The organism is Uruburuella testudinis (genome assembly GCF_022870865.1).
Classification (GTDB): Bacteria; Pseudomonadota; Gammaproteobacteria; order Burkholderiales; family Neisseriaceae; genus Neisseria; species Neisseria testudinis.
Genome location: NZ_CP091508.1, coordinates 348,610 through 368,543, shown reverse-complemented (window position 1 = coordinate 368,543; position 19,934 = coordinate 348,610). Strand labels below are relative to the sequence as shown.

Annotated in this window: 18 protein-coding genes; 4 read left to right on the top strand and 14 right to left on the bottom strand. The window is 56.3% G+C overall.

Annotated features, from left to right (window positions below):
• Window positions 1-41: 41 nt before the first annotated feature.
• Entirely contained in the window at window positions 42-1,040 is a 999-nt protein-coding gene (dusB, locus tag LVJ83_RS01625) for a tRNA dihydrouridine synthase DusB (protein ID WP_244785674.1), read from the bottom strand.
• A gap of 444 nt (window positions 1,041-1,484) precedes the next feature.
• Window positions 1,485-2,951 (bottom strand): protein adenylyltransferase SelO, encoded by a 1,467-nt coding sequence (locus LVJ83_RS01620; RefSeq protein WP_244785671.1) that lies wholly within the window; start codon window positions 2,949-2,951, stop codon window positions 1,485-1,487.
• Window positions 2,952-3,048: 97 nt separating this feature from the next.
• Here LVJ83_RS01620 and LVJ83_RS01615 point away from each other — a divergent pair, with 97 nt between their 5' ends.
• On the top strand, window positions 3,049-3,906 hold the full coding sequence (locus LVJ83_RS01615; protein WP_244785669.1) for a mechanosensitive ion channel family protein: 858 nt from the start codon (window positions 3,049-3,051) through the stop codon (window positions 3,904-3,906).
• 470 nt (window positions 3,907-4,376) lie between these two features.
• A complete protein-coding gene (locus LVJ83_RS01610; protein WP_244785667.1) occupies window positions 4,377-5,618 on the top strand; it encodes a chloride channel protein in 1,242 nt (413 codons plus the stop codon).
• A 57-nt stretch (window positions 5,619-5,675) separates the two neighbouring features.
• On the opposite strand, the gene LVJ83_RS01605 is transcribed toward LVJ83_RS01610, so the two are convergent.
• On the bottom strand, window positions 5,676-7,076 hold the full coding sequence (locus tag LVJ83_RS01605; RefSeq protein ID WP_244785665.1) for an L-serine ammonia-lyase: 1,401 nt from the start codon (window positions 7,074-7,076) through the stop codon (window positions 5,676-5,678).
• 132 nt (window positions 7,077-7,208) lie between these two features.
• Window positions 7,209-9,095, bottom strand: coding sequence for a 1-deoxy-D-xylulose-5-phosphate synthase (gene dxs, locus LVJ83_RS01600; protein ID WP_244785663.1), 1,887 nt, complete (start codon window positions 9,093-9,095; stop codon window positions 7,209-7,211).
• Between the two features lie 155 nt (window positions 9,096-9,250).
• On the opposite strand from dxs, the gene LVJ83_RS01595 reads away from it, so the two are divergent.
• Both LVJ83_RS01595 and LVJ83_RS01590 read left to right on the top strand, forming a co-directional pair.
• On the top strand, window positions 9,251-9,733 hold the full coding sequence (locus LVJ83_RS01595) for a hypothetical protein (RefSeq protein WP_244785661.1): 483 nt from the start codon (window positions 9,251-9,253) through the stop codon (window positions 9,731-9,733).
• 26 nt (window positions 9,734-9,759) lie between these two features.
• On the top strand, window positions 9,760-10,056 hold the full coding sequence (locus tag LVJ83_RS01590) for a hypothetical protein (RefSeq protein ID WP_244785659.1): 297 nt from the start codon (window positions 9,760-9,762) through the stop codon (window positions 10,054-10,056).
• Between the two features lie 96 nt (window positions 10,057-10,152).
• Here LVJ83_RS01590 and rlmH read toward each other — a convergent pair whose 3' ends face one another.
• From rlmH to LVJ83_RS01540, 10 genes are all read right to left on the bottom strand, one after another.
• Complete coding sequence (rlmH, locus tag LVJ83_RS01585; protein WP_244785657.1) at window positions 10,153-10,623, bottom strand: 23S rRNA (pseudouridine(1915)-N(3))-methyltransferase RlmH; 471 nt, start codon at window positions 10,621-10,623, stop codon at window positions 10,153-10,155.
• A gap of 246 nt (window positions 10,624-10,869) precedes the next feature.
• The gene (rsfS, locus tag LVJ83_RS01580) at window positions 10,870-11,265 is read right to left on the bottom strand and encodes a ribosome silencing factor (protein ID WP_244785655.1); all 396 of its coding nucleotides are present in this window, start codon (window positions 11,263-11,265) and stop codon (window positions 10,870-10,872) included.
• A gap of 99 nt (window positions 11,266-11,364) precedes the next feature.
• Window positions 11,365-11,973, bottom strand: a complete 609-nt coding sequence (nadD, locus tag LVJ83_RS01575; protein ID WP_244785653.1) for a nicotinate-nucleotide adenylyltransferase — start codon at window positions 11,971-11,973, stop codon at window positions 11,365-11,367.
• 117 nt (window positions 11,974-12,090) lie between these two features.
• Window positions 12,091-12,672, bottom strand: a complete 582-nt coding sequence (locus LVJ83_RS01570) for a beta-class carbonic anhydrase (protein WP_244785651.1) — start codon at window positions 12,670-12,672, stop codon at window positions 12,091-12,093.
• Window positions 12,673-12,873: 201 nt separating this feature from the next.
• Complete coding sequence (hpaC, locus tag LVJ83_RS01565; protein ID WP_244785650.1) at window positions 12,874-13,380, bottom strand: 4-hydroxyphenylacetate 3-monooxygenase, reductase component; 507 nt, start codon at window positions 13,378-13,380, stop codon at window positions 12,874-12,876.
• Between the two features lie 23 nt (window positions 13,381-13,403).
• Window positions 13,404-13,841 (bottom strand): homoprotocatechuate degradation operon regulator HpaR, encoded by a 438-nt coding sequence (hpaR, locus tag LVJ83_RS01560; protein ID WP_244785647.1) that lies wholly within the window; start codon window positions 13,839-13,841, stop codon window positions 13,404-13,406.
• Window positions 13,842-14,374: 533 nt separating this feature from the next.
• Window positions 14,375-15,277, bottom strand: coding sequence for an NUDIX hydrolase (locus LVJ83_RS01555; RefSeq protein ID WP_244785645.1), 903 nt, complete (start codon window positions 15,275-15,277; stop codon window positions 14,375-14,377).
• A 236-nt stretch (window positions 15,278-15,513) separates the two neighbouring features.
• A complete protein-coding gene (locus LVJ83_RS01550; RefSeq protein WP_244785644.1) occupies window positions 15,514-16,269 on the bottom strand; it encodes a class I SAM-dependent methyltransferase in 756 nt (251 codons plus the stop codon).
• Between the two features lie 391 nt (window positions 16,270-16,660).
• A complete protein-coding gene (locus LVJ83_RS01545) occupies window positions 16,661-18,304 on the bottom strand; it encodes a sigma-54-dependent transcriptional regulator (RefSeq protein WP_244785642.1) in 1,644 nt (547 codons plus the stop codon).
• Window positions 18,291-19,889 carry a two-component system sensor histidine kinase NtrB gene (locus tag LVJ83_RS01540; protein ID WP_244785640.1) on the bottom strand — a complete coding sequence of 533 codons (1,599 nt, stop codon included), beginning with the start codon at window positions 19,887-19,889 and terminating at the stop codon, window positions 18,291-18,293. Before LVJ83_RS01540 ends, LVJ83_RS01545 begins: the two co-directional genes overlap by 14 nt.
• Window positions 19,890-19,934 lie beyond the last annotated feature (45 nt).

Below are 19,934 nucleotides of genomic sequence, written 5' to 3'. Positions count from 1 at the left end.
ACGGCCCGGTCATGATTTGAGGCCGTCTGAAAGCCATGACTTTACCGATAAGCGCAAACCCATGCATCGGTGTGGTGCGGCAACCGGTCTAAAAACGCCGCCACCGCATCATATTGCGCCGCCGCACTGTCGAGCCGGTTGATGTCGCGCCGCGCCGCTTCACCGCCGGGCAGCGGGTCGAGATACCAGCCGATGTGTTTGCGGGCAATGCGCACCCCTGCTGTTTCGCCGTAAAATGCGTGCATCGCCTGCACATGTTGCAACACCGTGGCGCTGCATTCGGCCAAATCCGGCGGCATCGGCAAACAGCCGTGTTCGGCAAAATAAGCCAAATCGCGAAACAGCCACGGCTGCCCTTGCGCACCGCGCCCGATCATGATGCCGTCGGCACCTGTTTGCTGCAACACAGCGGCGGCTTTTTGCGGCGAAGTGATGTCGCCGTTGACCCACACGGGAATCTTCAGACGGCTTTTCACTTCGGCAATCAAATCATAGCTGGCCTGCCCTTTATACATCTGCGTACGCGTGCGCCCGTGCACCGCCAGCGCGGCAATACCGGCATCTTCGGCCATGCGGGCAACGGTGCCGATATTTTGATGCTCGTCATGCCAACCCAAACGGGTTTTCAAGGTAACCGGCACATCAACGGCGCCGACCACCGCATGCAGGATTTCTGCCACCAACGGCTCGTTTTGCAACAACGCGCTGCCCGCCAGCACATTGCATACTTTTTTCGCCGGGCAGCCCATATTGATGTCGATGATCTGCGCGCCCTGCGCCACATTATAACGCGCCGCTTCGGCCAATTGCACCGGATCGCTGCCGGCAATCTGCACCACCCGCACACCGGTTTCCCCCTCAAAATCACTGCGGCGCAAACTTTTGCGGGTATGGCGCAGCGACGGGTCGCTGGTGAGCATTTCGCCCACCGCCCAACCGGCACCGAACGCACGGCAAAGCTGCCGGAACGGCTTGTCGGTAATGCCGGCCATCGGCGCCAGCGCAATAGGAGTGTCTACGGAATAAGCGCCGATCTGCATGGCTCTGAAATCAGTGGGAAAGGTTGGAATTGTACAATTTTTAAGCAGCGCTTCCAATCGCTATTTGGATTTTTACACGCATCGGCGGCTTTTGCGAATGAATCGCGCCAAACGTGGCAGAAAATAGCGGTTGATACTTTTAAACCTCGCACAATCAAATCGCACAATAAAACAGGCCGTCTGAAAGCAGAATAGATTCATCGTGCTTTCAGACGGCCTGATACCAACCCACAAAAATAACCTAACGGCGTTGGCCCACCTTGCCGTACTATAGAAACGGCAATTAAATAACTACATTTTTTTTAATCAATCTAATTGTTTTTAAATAGAAATTAAGAAAATATTTTTAGAATTAAAATTGCCGAATCTATAACTATATTGTCTTCGGCTCGACGCCTTGTTAGCTTACTTTTGTGAATGGGTATTATTGCTTAACCACCCAAATTAACTCGAACAGCTCACACAAATCTGCGCCGCCCAATCGGGTGCGGCTTCGGCAAAATCGGCAAATGCTTTTTGTTCGGCAAACGGATTTTGCAGGCAGCGGTGCAAGCGTTCGATTTCGCGGTAGTCGCCGTTTTTTGCCTGTGCAATCGCCTGCTCCAGCAGATAATTGCGCAACACATACAGCGGATTCACAGCATGCATCTGCATTTTGCGTGCGGCCGGGTCGCTGTTTTCGGCGCGCAAGCGGCCGCGGTAGCGGCCTATCCAGGCAATAAACGATTCGGTGGGGCCATGAAACAGCGCCATCAGGGCTTCGGGCAAGGGGTCGTCGTGGCGGTTGCCCACATCGGCCAAATGGCGGAAATAGAGGGTGAAATCAATTTTTCGGCTTTGCAGTGCGGTAAACATATCGGCGATTAATTCGTCATCGCCCTTCTGCTCGGTTTGCAAGCCCAGCTTGGCGCGCATTTTGTTTGCATAGGCCGTCTGAAAAAGGTCGGGAAAGCGCTCCAACTCATCAATCAGCGCACTTTCCGATACCAGCGGCAACAGGCAGGAAGCCAGCCGCGACAGGTTCCAATGCACCACATAGGGCTGCTCGTTGTAGGCATAGCGTCCGCCGGTGTCGGAATGATTGCAGATATGGCGGCGGTCGTAGGCATCAAGAAAGCCGAAGGGGCCGTAATCGATGGTCAGCCCCAGCACCGACATATTGTCGGTGTTGAGCACGCCGTGGCAGAAGCCCACGCTCTGCCAGGCCGCCACCAAATCGGCCGTGCGCTGCGAAATCTGCTGAAACAGCGCAAAATAAGGGTTTTCGGCTTGGCGGCAGTCGGGAAAATGATGCTCGATCAGAAAATCGGCCAGCGTGGCAATCTGCTCGTGGCGGCCGTTGTGATAGAGGTATTCGAAGTGGCCGAAGCGGATAAAACTCGGCGCCACGCGGGTCACCACGGCGGCGGTTTCCGCTTCTTCGCGATACACCGCATCATCGCTGCCGGCCAGCGCCAGCGCGCGCGTGGTGGGGATGCCGAGGCCGTGCATGGCTTCAGAACACAAATATTCGCGAATCGACGAGCGCAACACGGCGCGGCCGTCGGCAAAGCGCGAATACGGCGTTTTGCCCGCGCCTTTAAGCTGCCACTCCCAGCGCCCGCCTGCCGGATCGAACCAATCGCCCAACAGCATGGCGCGGCCGTCGCCGAGCTGGCGCACATACACGCCGAACTGGTGGCCGCTGTACACAGAAGCTATCGGCGCAGGGTCATAATGTGCCGCACTGCCGCTCAAATAAGCCAACATGCCGTCTGAAAACATTTCAGACGGCATGCCGATTTCGGCGGCCAAAGTGTGGTTTTGCGCCACCCAATAAGGTTGGTTCAGCGGTTCGGGCGATACACGGCGGTAAAACGATTCGGGCAGTTGCGCAAACGCTGGCGTGTGCAGGGAAAGGATGTGTGTCATCGGCTGATTGTTTGATGTTAGAATAGGCTTTGACAATAACACAGCGCCTCTGCATCTGTATAGGCCGTCTGAAAACCGCACATCAAAACCACACATCATGAACCGTTCCGTTTCCGCCCTTGCCGAACACACCCAAACCAGCCTCAGCCATTATGCCGGCATGATGAAAAGCGTGCACGGCATGATTGATGCGTTTTGGCAGCGCGTGCCTTATCTGGTGTTGGCGCTGCTGCTGTTTATCGTGTTTTGGCTCGCCTCGCGGCTGTTTAAAAAGCTGGCCGCACGCCTGCTGTCGCGGCGGATGGCCAACCGCTACAACCTGCTGTTGGTTTTGCAGCGCATCGGCGCGGCGCTGATTGTGTTCGCCGGCTTTTTGATTGCCATGATGGTGGCCGTGCCCGGCTTTACCCCCGGCCAGCTGGTGAGCGCGCTGGGCATCGGCTCGGTGGCGGTCGGCTTTGCGTTTAAAGATATTTTCCAAAACCTGCTGTCCGGCATTTTGCTGCTGCTCAACGAGCCGTTTAAAATCGGCGACCGCATCATCAACGGCAGCTTCGAGGGCACGGTGGAAACCATCGAAATCCGTGCCACCACCCTGCGCACCTACGACGGGCGGCGGATTGTGATTCCCAACGCGCAGCTGTTTACTTCGCCGGTAACGGTCAACACCCGCAACGGCCGCCACCGCCTCAGCGCCACGCTCACCCTGCCCGCCGATACCGATGCCGACAGGCTCAAAGCGCAAATTCTCGACAAACTCAGCCGCGAATGCGCCCCCTTTGTTTATCAGCCCGAAATCGCCCTCACCGGCATCAGCGGCGGCGAAACCCTGACTCTGCACTGGTGGACCGACGACCACACCGATAACAACCAAATGCAGGACCGGGTGCTTTCCTGCATCCGCCCGCTGCTGGCAGCTTCACCGCCAGCCGAAGTCGAAGCCGGCAACGGTTAATCTTGCCCGTTCATCCAAAACAACAACATCACAGCTATTCAGACGGCCTGCACATATCTGCAAGCGATTGTCAGGGTGTTCTGACCATTCGATTTCCGGGTGTTTTTTGCCCTGAAAACGCATCTGCTGCGTTAAAAAGCCTCACAAGATGTCCAATCTTGCTGCGTTTTTTGCCTGGCATCTGTGCTTTTATCACAAAAAAATCTGAATCATTCTGAATGGTCAGGACACCCTGGCTCCCTCCCCTGCGGGGGAGGGTTGGGGAGAGGGCGGCAAACCGCAGGTTTGCTTCATTGCGCTGTCCACCATCATTATTTTCAGACGGCCTGGGGTATAATGTGCGTTTTCTCTCTGCTTAAGACACGCATACAACGGTTTTCAGGTTTTGACGGCGCTTTATCCCGCTGCCGCCGGCCACACCGGCATATAAGCCATGCCGGCTGCCGCACCGTTGCCGGTCATCATAATTTATGAAATTCACACCGCGTTTACTGTTTTCCCTGGTTGCCATCGGTATCATTGCCGGTTTGGCCGGTATCGGATTGTCGTGGCTGCTGCATTTTATCCAGCACCATGCCTACGGCTATGGCTTGACAGGTGCCGGAGAAATTCCGTTCCGGCTGGGCGTGGAGCATGCGCCGCCGTGGCGCCGGGTGGCTGCTTTGGCACTTTGCGGGCTGCTGGTGGGCGTGGGCTGGTATCTCATCAAACGGCGCGGTGCGCCGTTGGTATCGATTAAAGCGGCGCTCGACAAACCCCGCCAAGGTCTGCCTTTTTTGACCACGGTGTGCCATTCGCTGCTGCAAATCGTTACCGTGGGGCTGGGCTCGCCGATGGGGCGTGAAGTGGCGCCGCGGGAAATGAGCGCCGCCTTCGCTTCTGCGTGGGTGCGCCGCCTCGGCATGAGCGAAACCGAAGCCCGCCTGTTGATTGCCTGCGCTTCCGGCGCGGGTTTGGCGGCGGTGTACAACGTGCCGCTGGCGGCGGCAGTGTTTACGCTGGAAACCTTATTGTGCGTATGGTCGCCGACTGCGGTGGCGGCAGCCTTGCTCACTTCTGTGGTGGCCACGGCAGTATCGCGCTGGGGCATGGGCGATTTGGTGCAATACCATCTGATCGATGCCTCTGTGAATACCGCGCTTATCGGCTGGGCGCTGCTGATGGGGCCGCTGATCGGCGCCGTGGTGGCACTGTTTCGCAAAACTGTCGCGCCGCTGCCGCTGATGCGGCGTGACGATCCGAAAATCATACTGGTGGCGGTGGCTGCTTTTTTGCTGATCGGTTTGCTGGCAGTCTATTTTCCGGCGGTACTGGGTAACGGCAAGGCCGGCAACCAACTGGGTTTTGCCGGCCTGCTCGACGGGCAGAGCAGCTTAACGCTGTTTGCCGTGAAATGGCTGGTGGTATTGCTGGCATTGGCGGCAGGTGCCTACGGCGGTCTGATTACGCCCTCGATGATGCTGGGCGGCATGCTGGCGCTGGCATGCGCATTCGGCTGGAACCATATGCTGCCGCCCTTATCGGTTGAAGCCGCCGCGCTGGTGGGCGCAGCGGCTTTTTTGGCCGTGTCGCAGAAAATGCCGCTTACCGCGCTGGTATTCGTGTTGGAGCTGACCCGCGTATCCGGCGCTTTTCTGATGCCGATGGCGGTGTGTGTGACCGGTGCGCTGCTGGCCAACCGCTGGTTAACACACAAACAGACGGCGGCCTGATTGATTTAAGCACACCCATGCAGTCAGATAATGCGATGGATGGGCGCGGGCAAACCCTCAACATTCCACCACCCGCACCGACACCGGCACTGCTTTTTGTTTTAACGTCACCGCCAGCCCCGCCAACGAGGTTTCTTTGTAGGTGGACTTCATGTCGCGGCCGGTTTGCAGCATGGTTTGAATCACCATATCCAGCGATACTTTTTTACCGGTGCCGTCTTCCAGCAACGCCAGCGCGCCGAGTTTGAGCGCTTTTTCGGCGGCGATGCCGTTGCGCTCGATACAGGGAATCTGCACCAGCCCGCCCACAGGGTCGCAGGTCAGACCCAAATGGTGTTCCATCGCCATTTCGGCGGCGTTTTCCACTTGCGCCGGCGTGCCGCCGATGGCTTCGGCATAGGCGCCGGCGGCCATCGAGCAGGCCACGCCCACCTCACCCTGACAGCCCACATCTGCTCCCGAAATCGAGGCATTGGTTTTATACAGAATGCCGATGGCGCCGGCGGTGAGCAGAAAATTTTCTACCCGCGCCTGCGAAGCGTGCGGATTGAACTTGCGGTAATAATGCAGCACCGCCGGAATAATGCCCGCCGCGCCGTTGGTCGGTGCGGTAACCACGCGGCCGCCGGCAGCGTTTTCCTCGTTGACCGCCATCGCATACACCATCGGCCACAATTGCGTGTTCACAATCTCGGTTTCGCGCAATACCTTCAATTTGGCGGCTAATTGCGGCGCACGACGGCGCACGTTCAGCCCGCCGGGCAATTCGCCGTCTGCCCCCAGGCCGCGCTTGATACAGCTTTCCATCGCAGCCGCCACCGCCGCCACGCGCTGGCGCACTTGGGCTTCACTTTCCCCGCTCAAGGCCATTTCGTTGGCCAGCACCACTTCGCAGATATTGAGCTGCTCGGTGCGGCACTGCGCCAACAATTCTGCCGCGCTGGCAAACGGGTAAGGCACGGGCGCGGCGGTGTCGTTTTCCTGCCCGAACGCTTCTTCGGTAACCACAAAACCACCGCCTACCGAATAATAAACCTGTGCACGCAATTCGAGGCCGTCTGCATCGTACGCGCAGAAACGCAGGCCGTTGGGGTGTTTCGGCAGCACTTCATCGCCGTGTATGCGCAAATCGGCGGCGGAGTCGAAGGCCAAAGTACACCCGTGTACATACAGTTCGTGCCGCTCGCGGATGCGTGCCAGACGTGCGGGAATATCAGCCAACGGCACATCGTGCGGCAGGCTGCCTTCCAGCCCGAGCAACAGCGCATCAAACGTGCCGTGGCCTTGGCCGGTCAGCGCCAGCGAGCCGTAGGTTTCGGCCACAATCCGCGCGGTATCGCCGAGCAGGCCGCTGTGCCTGAGGCCGTCTGAAAAGGCAGCGGCGGCTTTCATCGGCCCGACGGTGTGTGAGCTGGAGGGGCCGAGGCCGATTTTGAAAATATCGAAAATGCTGATCATGGCTGCCGTGCTTATGGGGGTGTGAATGCGCTATGATACTGCGAAACTGCACATAATCATACAAAGGCCGTCTGAAAAGCAATGATACCTTTCAGACGGCCTTTACCTTATCAATCAGCACGCTAGGATACCCTAGCCGGCCAACCAGCTTTGTATCTGCGCCAACACCGCATCGGCGCTCAAGCCCAAATCGGTCATCAGCTGTTTGGGGTCGCCGTGTTCGGTCACGGTATCTTCTACACCCAGCACCAGCACGGGTTTCATGATTTTGTGTTGCGCCAACACTTCCAGCACCGCGCTGCCCGCACCGCCCTGCACGGCGTTTTCTTCGAGGGTGACCAGATAATCGTGGCGGTGTGCCAATTCGATAATCAGCGCTTCATCAAGCGGCTTCACAAAACGCATATCAGCCACGCTGGCATCCAGCACTTCGGCGGCCTGCAGGGCGGGCTGCACCATGCTGCCGAAGGCCAATAGCGCGGTTTGCCCGCCCTGCCGTTTCAATACGCCTTTGCCCACAGGCACAGTATCGAGGCCGTCTGAAACATCGGCGCCGGCTCCCGAACCGCGCGGATAACGTACCGCCGCGGGAGCATCCAGCTGATAACAGGTGGCAAGCAGCAGGCGGCATTCCTGCTCGTCGCTGGGTGCGGCAATCACCATATTGGGAATGCAGCGCAAAAAGCTCAAATCATACACGCCGGCATGGGTGGGGCCGTCGGCGCCGACAATGCCGGCACGGTCGACGGCAAACAGCACCGGCAGGTTTTGCAGCGCCACATCGTGCACCAGCTGATCATAGCCGCGCTGTAAAAAGGTGGAATAAATCGCCACCACCGGTTTCATGCCTTCGCAGGCCAGGCCGCCGGCAAAGGTCACGGCATGCTGCTCGGCAATGCCGACATCGAAATAACGCTCGGGAAACTGCTGCTCGAATTCCACCAGCCCGCTGCCTTCGCGCATGGCCGGGGTAATCGCCACCAGCCGGCTGTCGGCAGCGGCCTGGTCGCACAACCAGCGCCCGAAAATCTGCGTGTAGGTCGGCCGGGGCGGCGGCACGGGTGCCGGCGGTGCATCGCCCTCTTTCGCCAGCGTTGATACGGCGTGGTATTTGACCGGGTCGTTTTCCGCCAGCTTGTAGCCCTGCCCTTTTTTGGTAATCACGTGCAGCAGCTGCGGCCCTTTTTTCGCCCGCAGATTTTGCAATACGTCGACCAGATGTTCGACATCGTGGCCGTCGACGGGGCCGGTGTAGGCAAAACCAAAGTTTTCAAACAGCGACAACGATTGCTTGATGTGTTCGCTCTCGCTGGCCATGCTCTTGATTTTGTGTTCCACTTTTTGGGCGATTTCCATCGCACCGGGCAATGCGCCCAACACTTTGCTCGATTGCGCCTTGATGCTGCTGAGCAAGCCGTGCATATCGCGCACCACATTGCGTGCGAGGTATTTCGGCAGTGCGCCCACATTGGGCGAAATCGACATTTCGTTGTCGTTGAGAATCACCAGCAAATCCACATCGGTATCGCCTGCACAATTGAGCGCTTCAAACGCCTGCCCCGCCGTCATCGCGCCATCGCCGATCACCGCCACGCTGCGGCGGCCGTTGCCTGCCAGCTTGTCGGCCACGGCCATGCCCAGCGCCGCGCCGATAGAAGTGGAAGAATGCCCCACGCCAAAAGCATCGTAGGCCGACTCGCTGCGTTTGGGGAAACCCGCCAAGCCGCCGTATTGGCGCATGGTATTCATGCGGTTTTTGCGGCCGGTGAGAATTTTGTGCGGATAGCTCTGGTGGCCGACATCCCACACCAATTTGTCTTCCGGCGTGTGATACACATAATGCAGCGCCACCGTCAGCTCGACAGCACCGAGATTGCTGGCAAAATGGCCGCCGGTTTTGCCGACCGAATCCAGCAGAAACGCGCGCAATTCCGCCGACAATTGCGGCAGCTGTTTTTTCTCCAAACGGCGCAAATCTTGCGGCAGATCGACAATATCAAGTAAGGGGGTTTGGCTCATGGCATGTTCTTTTAATATCTGAAGCGGGGTTTTATGCGCGATTATAGCAGAGATTGTTTTGACCACGCAGAAACTGCGCGGCGCCGGGCGGTTGCGGCATAACGGCATTTTTGTGTTATCGTATCGCATGTTACCAACCGTATCATGATGAGAATATGATGAACACACATTTTTTCCTGCCGGTTGCTGCGCTGTTGGCGCTGGCCGCCTGCTCGCCCGCTTCGCAAGACCATGCCGGCACAGCCTCGGCGCCTCAAGAAGCGGCCGCATCTGCCGCACCCGACGATATCGCACCCGCCGAACACCAGCTGGTGATTAACGATGCCCGATGGCAGGCTTACCGCTGCGATGAAGACCGCAGCATCGAAGCGCGCTATGTGGCGGGCGAGGCTCATGCGGTTGCGCAAATCCGCTACAACGGCCAAACCGTTACCATGGATTACGACGGCGAACTGAGCAATGAAGATTTAACCGCATTCAGCGGCGGCGACTACACCTGGACCATCAGCAACCAGCACAACGCCGACTTTTATCGGGAAGACAATGGCTTTCTGGTGCGCCACGAGCAACAGGAAGTCAACCAAGAGGCCACTCCGGTAGACAATATTCTGGTGAAAAACTGCACCCCGGCAGCTTGATGGCTTAGGGTCCTGATGTGTCGTTTATGAGGGGATTTTTGTTCCTGGAAATGCAGATGCAAGGCAAAAAACGCAGCAAGATTGGACATCTTGTGAGGCTTTTTAACGCAGCAGATGCATTTTCAGGGGCAAAATACACCCGTAAATCGAATTGTCCGGACACCCTAGTGTGTCGTCAAAACAACCTGGCGGCATGGGTTCGCCTATCTGCACGGCTTTGTCGGCTGATACCCATTCACAAAAATCATCTCACGGCGTTGGCGCGCCTCGTCGTACGACTTTTTCCGTCTTCGGCTCGCCGCTTGGTTAACTTACTTTTGTGAATGGGTAATACTTCTTTTCAATAGGCGCAACGTTAAATCCGCACCGTAAAGCTTGAGGCCGTCTGAAAGCGTTCAGACGACCTCAAGCTTTACGGCCTATTCACGATGATAGGGATGGTTGTGCAAAATCGATACGGCGCGGTAAAGCTGCTCGGTGAGCAAAACGCGCACCATGCCGTGCGGCAGCGTGAGGCTGGACAAGCGCATCATCATGCGGGCCTGCTGCTTCACATGGTCGGTCATGCCGTCGGCACCGCCGATGACGAAGCACACGTTTTCGCCGTTTTGCTGCCATTGCTTCAACTGCCCGGCCAATTCTACCGAAGTGGGCGCTTTGCCGCGCTCGTCGAGCACCACCAAAAACGCGCCCGGCGGCACGGCTTCGAGAATGCGCTTTTCTTCCGCCGCCATGCCTTGCGCGGCATTCACGCCGGCACCGCGTTTTTCGGGTTTGATTTCTTTAAGGCTGTAGTTGACATCGCGGCCGAATCGTTTCGCATATTCGCCCACGGCTTCATCGACCCAGCGCGGCATTTTGGTGCCGACGGCCAATACGGTAATGTTCATAACGGTCAGACTTTCTGTTGGCAGGTATCTTAGAAAAAAATAAGCTGATAAGGCCGCAGGAGATCATGCAAGTCATCCCCATTCACAAAACAACCTAGCGGCGTTGGCCCGCCGCCTTGTTTGCTTAACCTTTATGAATGGGTATTCGATTATTTTTTGCGGATATCTATGACACTGAAAACATCAGGCCGTCTGAATCAGTTTCAGACGGCCTGATATTTCACGGCTTATTCCGGTTAACCTGCATCAGGCATTGTCGGCAGCATGCCACGGTTTGGCGGCGCCGGCATGGAAAGAAGGCTTCTCGCCGCCCCACAAGGTGTCGATATCGTAATAATCACGCACGGCCGGCAGCATCACGTGCACCACCAAATCGCCGGCATCCACCAGTGCCCATTCGCCGCTGTCTTGGCCTTCGGTGCTTAAAATTTCAAAACCCGCTTCTTTCAAATCCACCGCCACATTGTTGGCCAGCGCTTTCACTTGGCGCGAGCTGTCGCCGCTGGCAATAATCATGCGGGCAAACAATGAGGTTTTTTCCTGGGTTTCCAATACGGTGATGTCTTTGGCTTTAATATCTTCCAAAGCGTTGACGGCCACGGCCACCATTTTTTGCAAATCTTGCAGTTCTTGTTCGTTCATTCATTATCCTGTTGATTAAATTTGTTATCTGAATATAAGGCTATCACGGCGCTGATTCAAGGCCGTCTGAAATACTTCTGCTAATCAAATGGGCAGGCATCATTTTCGGTAAAGCTGCTGCTGCCCGATATAGCGCGCCACTCTGCGGTCGAGCCACTCATCGGCGCTGCCGCCTGCCGCCAGTGTGTTGCGGATGGCGGTGGAGCTGACATCATACATCGGCGCATTCAAGAGCCTGAGGCTGCCGTTTTGCAGCGCTTCGCCAATCCAGCCGTGCAATTCGCGCGGCGCCCGGTTGAGGCTTTCGCCTTGGCGGGCAGCCACCGCAATATTGACTTGCTGCACCAAGGTCTGCCATTTTTTCCAAGTGTGCAATTGCAGCAAACTATCCATCCCCAACAACCACCACAATTGCGCACCGGGAAATTGCTGACGGAAAATCTGCACGGTATCAAACGTGTAGGTTGCGCCCTCGCGCACCATATCGCAATCGCTGACGGCAAAACGTGCATCCGCAGCCATGACCAGCTCGGTCATGGCGAAGCGGTGGCGCGCGCTCGTTTGGGTGCTGTCTTTGTGATAGGGGTCGCCCGCCGGCAGAAACACCACCAGCTCCAGCGCCAATTCATCGGCAAAAGCACGGGCGATGTGGATATGGCCGTTGTGGACGGGGTCGAAAGTGCCGCCGAAAAGTCCGATTTTTTTCATATTACGTCAGGGTTTGCATAGCCGTTTCAGACGGCCTTATGGGGTTATACCCATTCATAAAAATAATCTAACGGCGTTGGTTCGCCTTGTTCGTTTACTTCGGTGAATGGATGGGTATTATTTGGGCGTAATGGCACATTCGGTTTTGCCGTCCACCACCAAGGTCAGTTTGCCGGTGGCCGGATGAATCACCAAGCCGTGCACGGCAACATTATCGGGCATCAGCGGATGACGGCGGATAATGCTTACGGTATGGCGCACACTGTCTTCCACATCATCAAAGCCGGTCAGCCAGCCGTCGAGATCGATGCCGGCATTGCGCAGGGTAACAATGCGGTCGTCGGGAATGCCGTTTTCATGCGCCCGCTTGAGAAACGCCTCGGCATTCAGGCCGCGCATGCCGCAATCATAATGCGCCACCACCATGATTTCTTTCACTTTCAAATCAAACACCGCCACCAGCAGGCTGCGCATCACCGAACCCCACGGATGGGTTACCACGGCGCCGGCGTTTTTAATCAGCTTGGCATCGCCGTTTTTCAAGCCCAAGGCGCGCGGCAGCAGCTCAACCATGCGCGCATCCATACAGGATAAAATCGCCAGCTCGCGCTCGGGATATTTATTACTGAAAAATTGGGCGTATTCGCCTGATGAAACAAATGTTTGGTTGTGGGTGAGAATACTGTCCAACTCGCTCATGCAGCTTCCTAAATGAAGATTACGGCAACGCCCGATGCTGCGGCAGGGCGGCAAAAACCAAGCGTTTACGGCGCCATTATAACTGTTTCACAGGCAACATGTGCAAAAAGCCGCTTGCCAAAATCTGCCGGCACTCTGTTTGCAAGCGGTGTCGGCACCAAGCCCGCACAAAAAAGCCGCACGGCAGCCGGCGGCGTATGTTTAGGCCAATTCGCAAAACCGGCGGCGGAAATACACCAGCGCCGGCTCGGCACCGTGTATCTTGATTTCGCCGATGCGCACATAAAACACTTTGTGCGTGCCCACTTCGTGCTCGGCAATGATGCGGCCGTGCAGATGCGCCAGCGCACCTTCCACTTGCAGCTGCCCGTTTTCGCCCCGGTGCCAAATATGATATTCAAAACGCTCTTCGGGCGAGAGCTTGGTCATGCCGGCGAAATGTTCGGCCACATCCTGCTGCGAGGCCGACAATACATTAATACACAAATCGCGGTTGGCGGAAAGTATCGGAATGATGGCGGCTTTGCGGTTGATGCACAGCATCACGGTGGGCGGCTCATCGGTAATCGACGTTACCGCCGTCATGGTAATGCCGTAACGCCCGGCGGCGCCGTCGGTGGTGATCACGTGCACCCCGGCAGCGCACGAAGCCATAGCATGACGGAAATCCTGCTGAAATGCAGGTGTGTGTGTGTGGTCTGAAGACATGGTGTTTTATCGTTGTTCGGGAATCACTTGATATGTTGCCCGATTTGCGACAATTCGCCAAGCAGGCTTTGCAGCTGCTTCATTTTATCTTTCGACAACACTTCTTCGATCACATCATAACGCGCATCGACCTGCTCGCAAGTAGAACGGTGCAGCTTTTCGCCCGATGCGGTCAGCTTCAAATACACGCGGCGCTGGTCATTAGAGGGTTTCAAACGCACCACCAGCCCGGCTTTTTCCAAACGGGTGAGAATGCCGGTGAGGCTGGGGCGCAAAATGCAGGCCTGATTGGCCAAATCTTGAAAATCAAGAGTGCCGTTTTCAGCCAGCAGGCGGATGATGCGCCATTGCTGATCGGTGATGCCGGCATTATTCAATATGGGACGAAATTGCGTCATCAGCGCTTCACGCGCCTGAATCAGACTGATATTAACAGATGCATGTTTTGATTGGGCAGACATTTTCTTTCTCCAACTATTTTCTGCTAAAAACCTTTTTTAATCGGCACTTAGAAGCTTCTCTCTTTAACTAAATAGTATTCCAATTTAATTCAAATCACAACAAAACCGGCAAAACTATTTTCATATAATCCCTGTGTGTCCCAGGGTATTCTAACCACTCATATATCATTTTCTTTTGATAATAAAAGCACACTTGCCGGCCGGCATAAACCGCCGGCGCCGCCGAATTCAGGTGCTTGCGGATTTGATTATACATACAATTACAGAAAAATCATGACAAACCGCCGCAAACCTCTGCCCGAAGTCTGAGGCCGGGCAGCCGATACCCATGCCGCCCAAAAGGCACTTGAAAAGAAATTCATTAACATCAAACACTTGAAAAAATGCTGCACGCACGTTATCTCTGCAAAAAATTTTAACGCCCCTGTGTTCGCATCACCGCCCGATGCCGACATCAGGCCGTCTGAAACTTTAAGGCCGATTTATTTTAATGATTCGAAAGCGGCATAACTTTGTTGATTAAAAAATGTTTTTTAAAAATTGATTAACGAACGGCAGTCGGCAGAGGTTGACAACCATTGCGCAAGCGGATGTGCCTCATCGAGCAGGCCGCCGCGTAAAAATAAATCCAGCGTGGCCAGCAGTGCATCATTCATCAAGCGGCCGTCGGCCATGGCTGCGGCCAGTTCATGGCAATCCATCAGCATAAACTCCGCCACTTCGCCATCTTGGTTTTCCGGCAGCACGTCCGGCGGCAGCACCACATCAAAAATATGCAGCCGCTCGCGGTGCAGCCCGCGCGACACCCGGCGCATACTCAAACGGCAGCTGCGGCAATCCAGCCCTTGCAGCAGCGGCGGCAGCAACCCCGCTTCTTCCGCACCCTCACGCAACATGGCTTCTTCAATACGCTCGCCGCTCGACACCCCGCCGCCGACCAAATTATCCAGCTTATTGGGGTCTACCGCTTTAAACGGGCTGCGGCGTCCGATCCAAAAGCGCCACTCGCCGTTTCGGCACGTTAGGCCGTTGATGTGGATGGCATTGCTGAGCAGGCCGAGCGGACGGAATGCCGCCCGTTCCAACGCAAACAACGGCCGCCCGCTATCATCGGCCACATCGAATTTTTCGTTGCGCCATCCTTCCAACACCCCCAAGCGGTTCCAGCCTTGCGCCATATTTTGCAGATTATCGGCCATCGCCAGCCAATTATCGGCAGACAGCGCCAAGCCGCTTTCGCGCACGTCCAGCCCGCCCTGCCAGTCTTGCCGGATGAGCTGCCGCCACTTTTCGCTGACCAAACCCAAACGCTCGCCGTTCAGCCACAAAGGCTGCCACTCGCGCTCGTTCCAAGCAAAATGGTTTTGCACGCGCGCCCATAAGCGCGCATGCTCGGTCTCGCTCAAACGCAGGCCGAATCGAATTTGTCCGTTCATTTTTCAATCAATTGAAGTCGGTAAAACAAGCAATTGTAACAAATATACCGGCCGCTGTTGATGTGTCTGCACCAGCGCTTTGGCAATCCGGTTTTCAGACGGCCTGAAACCTGGTATCCGATGATGGCAAGCCTACGAAGTGCAGATGATTCATACCCGGGCTTGAGCAAGCGTTTCACAACCAAACCGCATAGCCTTGCCCATCTGTCTATAAATAGGAAATAGGCGGTGCAGTTTTATCCATGCTCGGGATATTCAGGCAGATACACATCAAAACGTGTGCTTTTGCCCGAATATTGATAGGCCGGCGCTTCGCCGTTGAGAAATTGGCCCAAACGCGGGCGCTTGACCACCACGCGTTTTTTGGCAACGGCGCGGGCAACGGCCAGCAAGCGGGCTTCATCCTGCGCCGTGCCGACCAGACCGTGAAAATAGGCCATTTCTTTTTTCACCGCTGCCGATTTGCGGCGTTCGGGATACATCGGGTCGAGATACACCACATCCGGACGGCCGGCCGAACCCGCCCATTGCGGCATTAAGGTGCAGGTGTCGCCGAAATGCAGGGTGATGCGGGCGGCGGTGGCGGCGGTTTCAGCATCCTCATCCGCCGCACGCCGCAGGCCGTCGGCCAATAAACAGGCAACCGCAGGGTGTTGCTCAAACACGTCAACGTGCAAACCCAGCGAAGCGAGCACGAAAGCATCCCGACCCAAGCCGCCGGTGCCGTCCCACACGGTAGGTGAGGCGGTGTGGTTGACGGCTTTGGCAATCAGCTCGCCGCCGCCTTTTTGGCGCCGGTATTGCGCCGCACCGCCGGCAAAATCCACCCTGACCTGCCCTTTTTCACCGGCGCGGCAAAGGGCGATGCCTTCATGACCGGCCAGCAGATATTCGCCGCTTTGCGGTGCTTCGGTTTGCGGCAGCAGCCCGAACGAGCGGATTTGCGCTTGCAGCTTATCGTCGGTGTTGATCAGGTAAACAGGAGTGGTCATGGTTTTCAGACGGCCTCAAAGATAGAAATCGGCATTATAGCCGTTCAACTCAATATCCGTTCATCACAACAAGCTGACAAGGCGGCAAAACAATCAAGTAAAAGGATTCAGTTGAACAACTATATCGATTTGAATGCTTTTTCAGACGGCCTGATGTTTGTCAGGCCGTCTGAAATATCTGCTGCGGAAAAATCATACGGATATCAACCTGCGCTGCGCCCAACATCAGCCTAGAGTGTCCTGACGATTCAGAATTATTCAGATTTTTTGTGATAAAAGTGCAGGTGCAAGGCAAAAAACACAGCAAGATTGAACATCTTGCAAGGCTTTTTAACGCAGCAGATGCGTTTTCAGGGGCAAAATTCCTCCATAAACGACACACCAAGACACCCTAGCTGATATCCAACCGCTCCATACGGTAACGCATCGAGCGAAAGCTGATGCCGAGCAACTTGGCGGCCTGGGTGCGGTTATAGCGGGTTTGCTGTAAGGCTTGGGTGATGATGCGCCGTTCGATATCGTCCAGATAATCCTGAATCTGCGTTTGGCCCGGCACAAAATCAGGCAGGCGGCTGCCTGCGGCCAAATTGGTTTTTGCCGGCTCGGCAATTTCGTCAAGCAAGTGCATTTCTGCGCCGGCCGCCGCATCGGTGTACAACAGGTTATCGGTTTGAATCTGCAAATCATCGAGCTGGATAATCTGCCCCACGGTCAGTGCGACCGCCCGTTCGAGAATATTTTCCAATTCGCGGAAATTGCCCGGATAGCTGTAGCGCAACAGCGCATCTTGCGCTTTGGGGCTGAGTCGGTACATTTCCTGGCCGTGGCGGTGTTTGTGCAGCAGGCGCAGAATCAGACCGCCCAAATCTTCACGCATTTCGCGCAACGGCGGCATATTCAGCGACACAACATTCAAACGGTAATAAAGGTCTTGCCGGAATTTGCCTTCTTCAACCAGCTTGTGCAGGTTTTTGTGAGTGGCGCACACCAGGCGCACATCCACTTGTGTTTCGCGCGCATCGCCCAAACGGCGCACGGCTTTTTCTTGAATGGCGCGCAACAGCTTGACCTGCATCGCCAAGGGCAGATCGGCAACTTCGTCGAGAAACAGTGTGCCGCCGTCGGCATACTGGAAAAACCCCATCCGGTCGGCATCGGCGCCGGTGAAACTGCCTTTTTTATAGCCGAAAAATTCGCTTTCCATCAGGTTTTCCGGAATGGCGCCGCAGTTGACCGCAATAAAAGGCTGCGCCGCCCGTGCGGATAATTCATGAATGCTGCGGGCAGCCTGCTCTTTGCCGCTGCCCGATTCGCCGGCGATATACACCGGCACATCGCTGCGGGCCAAGCGGCGGATCAGATGGCGCACTTCCACCATTTGCGGCGATACCCCCAGCAGGCGCGGCATGTCTTCTTCGCCGAACAATTCCTGCTCCGGCAAAGGGGTGTGCGCTTCGGTTTCGCCGCTGCTGAAACGCTCCTTGAGCGAGCGCAGCCCGTCGGGCACACTCATGGGTTTGTCGATGCCGCCTGAAACGCCTTTACGCGTATTCAGCACCGGCGCAGGAGCGGCCGCACCGGCTGCTGCTTCCTGATTTTTGCCGGCAACGGCGCTCGGCGCCGGGCTTTCCGGCTCGGCCATGGCGGTTGCCGGCTCGTTAACGGTGACGGCCGATTTCACCAGTGAGCGCAATTGCGATAAGGTAATCGGTTTTTGCAGATAATCAAACGCGCCGGCTTTGAGTGCTTCCACGGCCTGATCGGCGTTGCCGAATGCGGTAATCACCGCCACCGGCGTATCGAGCAGCAGCCGGCTGATGTATTGCACCACTTCCAAACCCGAGCCGTCGGGCATGCGCATATCGGTGAGTACCAGCGAATAATCGTTTTCATCCAGCTTGGCCTTAGCCTCTTCCACACCCACGGCGGTATCGACACGCAAGCCCATCTTCATCAGTGTCATTTCCATCAGATCGCGGATGTCGGCTTCATCATCCACCACCAGCACCGGATCTTGCAGATTATGCTTGCTCATGGTCTTCTCTCGGTAAAATCAATTCAAACCCGTTCATCTCGGCATGATAGTGCAGCTGGCCCAAGTTGGCATGCGCCAGCTCGCGCGCCACATACAGACCCAGGCCGGTGCCTTGTTTTTCAGTGGTGTAAAACGGCTCAAACAGATGATTGCGCACATCGGGTGGCACGCCTTTGCCGTTATCGGCCACCACAATCGAAATGTGCATGCGGCCGCTGGGTTTGATCAGCACGGTAATGGCGTGCTCGTCCTGCCGGCTGTGCCGCCAGGCATTGTTGCAGAGGTTCCACATGATTTGCTGCAAATGCATAGGATCGGTTTTCACGCTCAGATTGCTACCGTCCATATTCATTTTCAGGCAGCCGACGGCAGCGGGGTTGCTCAATGTGAATTCTTGCTTGAACGCCAGCCAGAATTTCATCAGGTTGATGGTTTCGCGGCTGATGCTGTCGCGCTTGTGAATCAGCGACACGTCTTCCAGCATTTTATCGATGCGCTGGATATTGCTGTCGATGATATCGTGCAGCCGGCTTCTGGTGGGGTCGTTGTCGTCTTCTTGCAGCAAATCGTTGGCGTGGCGGATGGCCGACATCGGATTGCGGATTTCATGCGCCAGATTGGCGGTGAGCTGACCGAGCGAGGCCAGCTTGGTGGCCATCGCTTCGGCCGCCACTTCGCGCAGCGAGCGCACATACAGCATCAGCAGCTCGGTTTCTTCCTGAATCAGCGGCACTGCCCGCACATGCATTGAGTGCTGGTAAATGTGGATATCGGTTTCAAAACCTTTATCGGGCTGGCGCCGCCAACGGGCGGCCAGCTCGCTGAAAACGGTTTCCTGACGGTCGACCGCCAGGCTGGGAAAATAGGTTTTGGCCTGACGGTTAAACAACCACACGCGCTGGGCGGCATCAATCACCACCACGGCTTCCTGCACGCGGTTGAGCACCAGCCGGTTAAGCCCGCTCACGCGCCGGTAAGCCAATTGGTGTTTGGCTGCCGACTCTGTGGCCGCCTGAAGATAAGTGGCAGAAAATGCCGTGAGTGCCGCCACCAGATAACATGCGCCGGTGAGCAACACGCCGGAAATCAGCGCATGATTGTCCCATTGCGCCGGATCCAGGCCGATGTGGCCGCTGAGAAACAGGTTCAACACCACCAGCATGGCCGCATACGTGGCATACAGCATTGGATAGCGCCCGTGGCTGAGCAGGCATGAAGTGGCAACAAAAGGCAGCACCAAAATGCCGAAACCGGTATTGATGCCGCCGGTAAGGTAGGTCAGCACCATCATCATGGTGATGTCGGCCACGGCGCTGGCGTTGGGCAGCTCGAGCGTTTGCCACTGCCATTCGGGCTTGAATGCCGCTGTGAGAATCATGGCGCCGTAAACCGCCACCCAGCTGTAAAACTCTGCCTGCGGAAAAAGCGTGTGGGCGGTTCCGTTTTTCACATCGAGGGCGCCGCTCAACACTTGGAACACCAGCAACGACAACACGATGGATGTGCGGGCGATATTAATCAGCCCCGGAATCCGCTCGCTCTGGCTTTCCCAATCTTGTTTGACGAATAGCTTGTGTCCGCTCATCCGGTTACACCTTGTATGCTTTGTGTCAACCCGCATGCAGCCTGC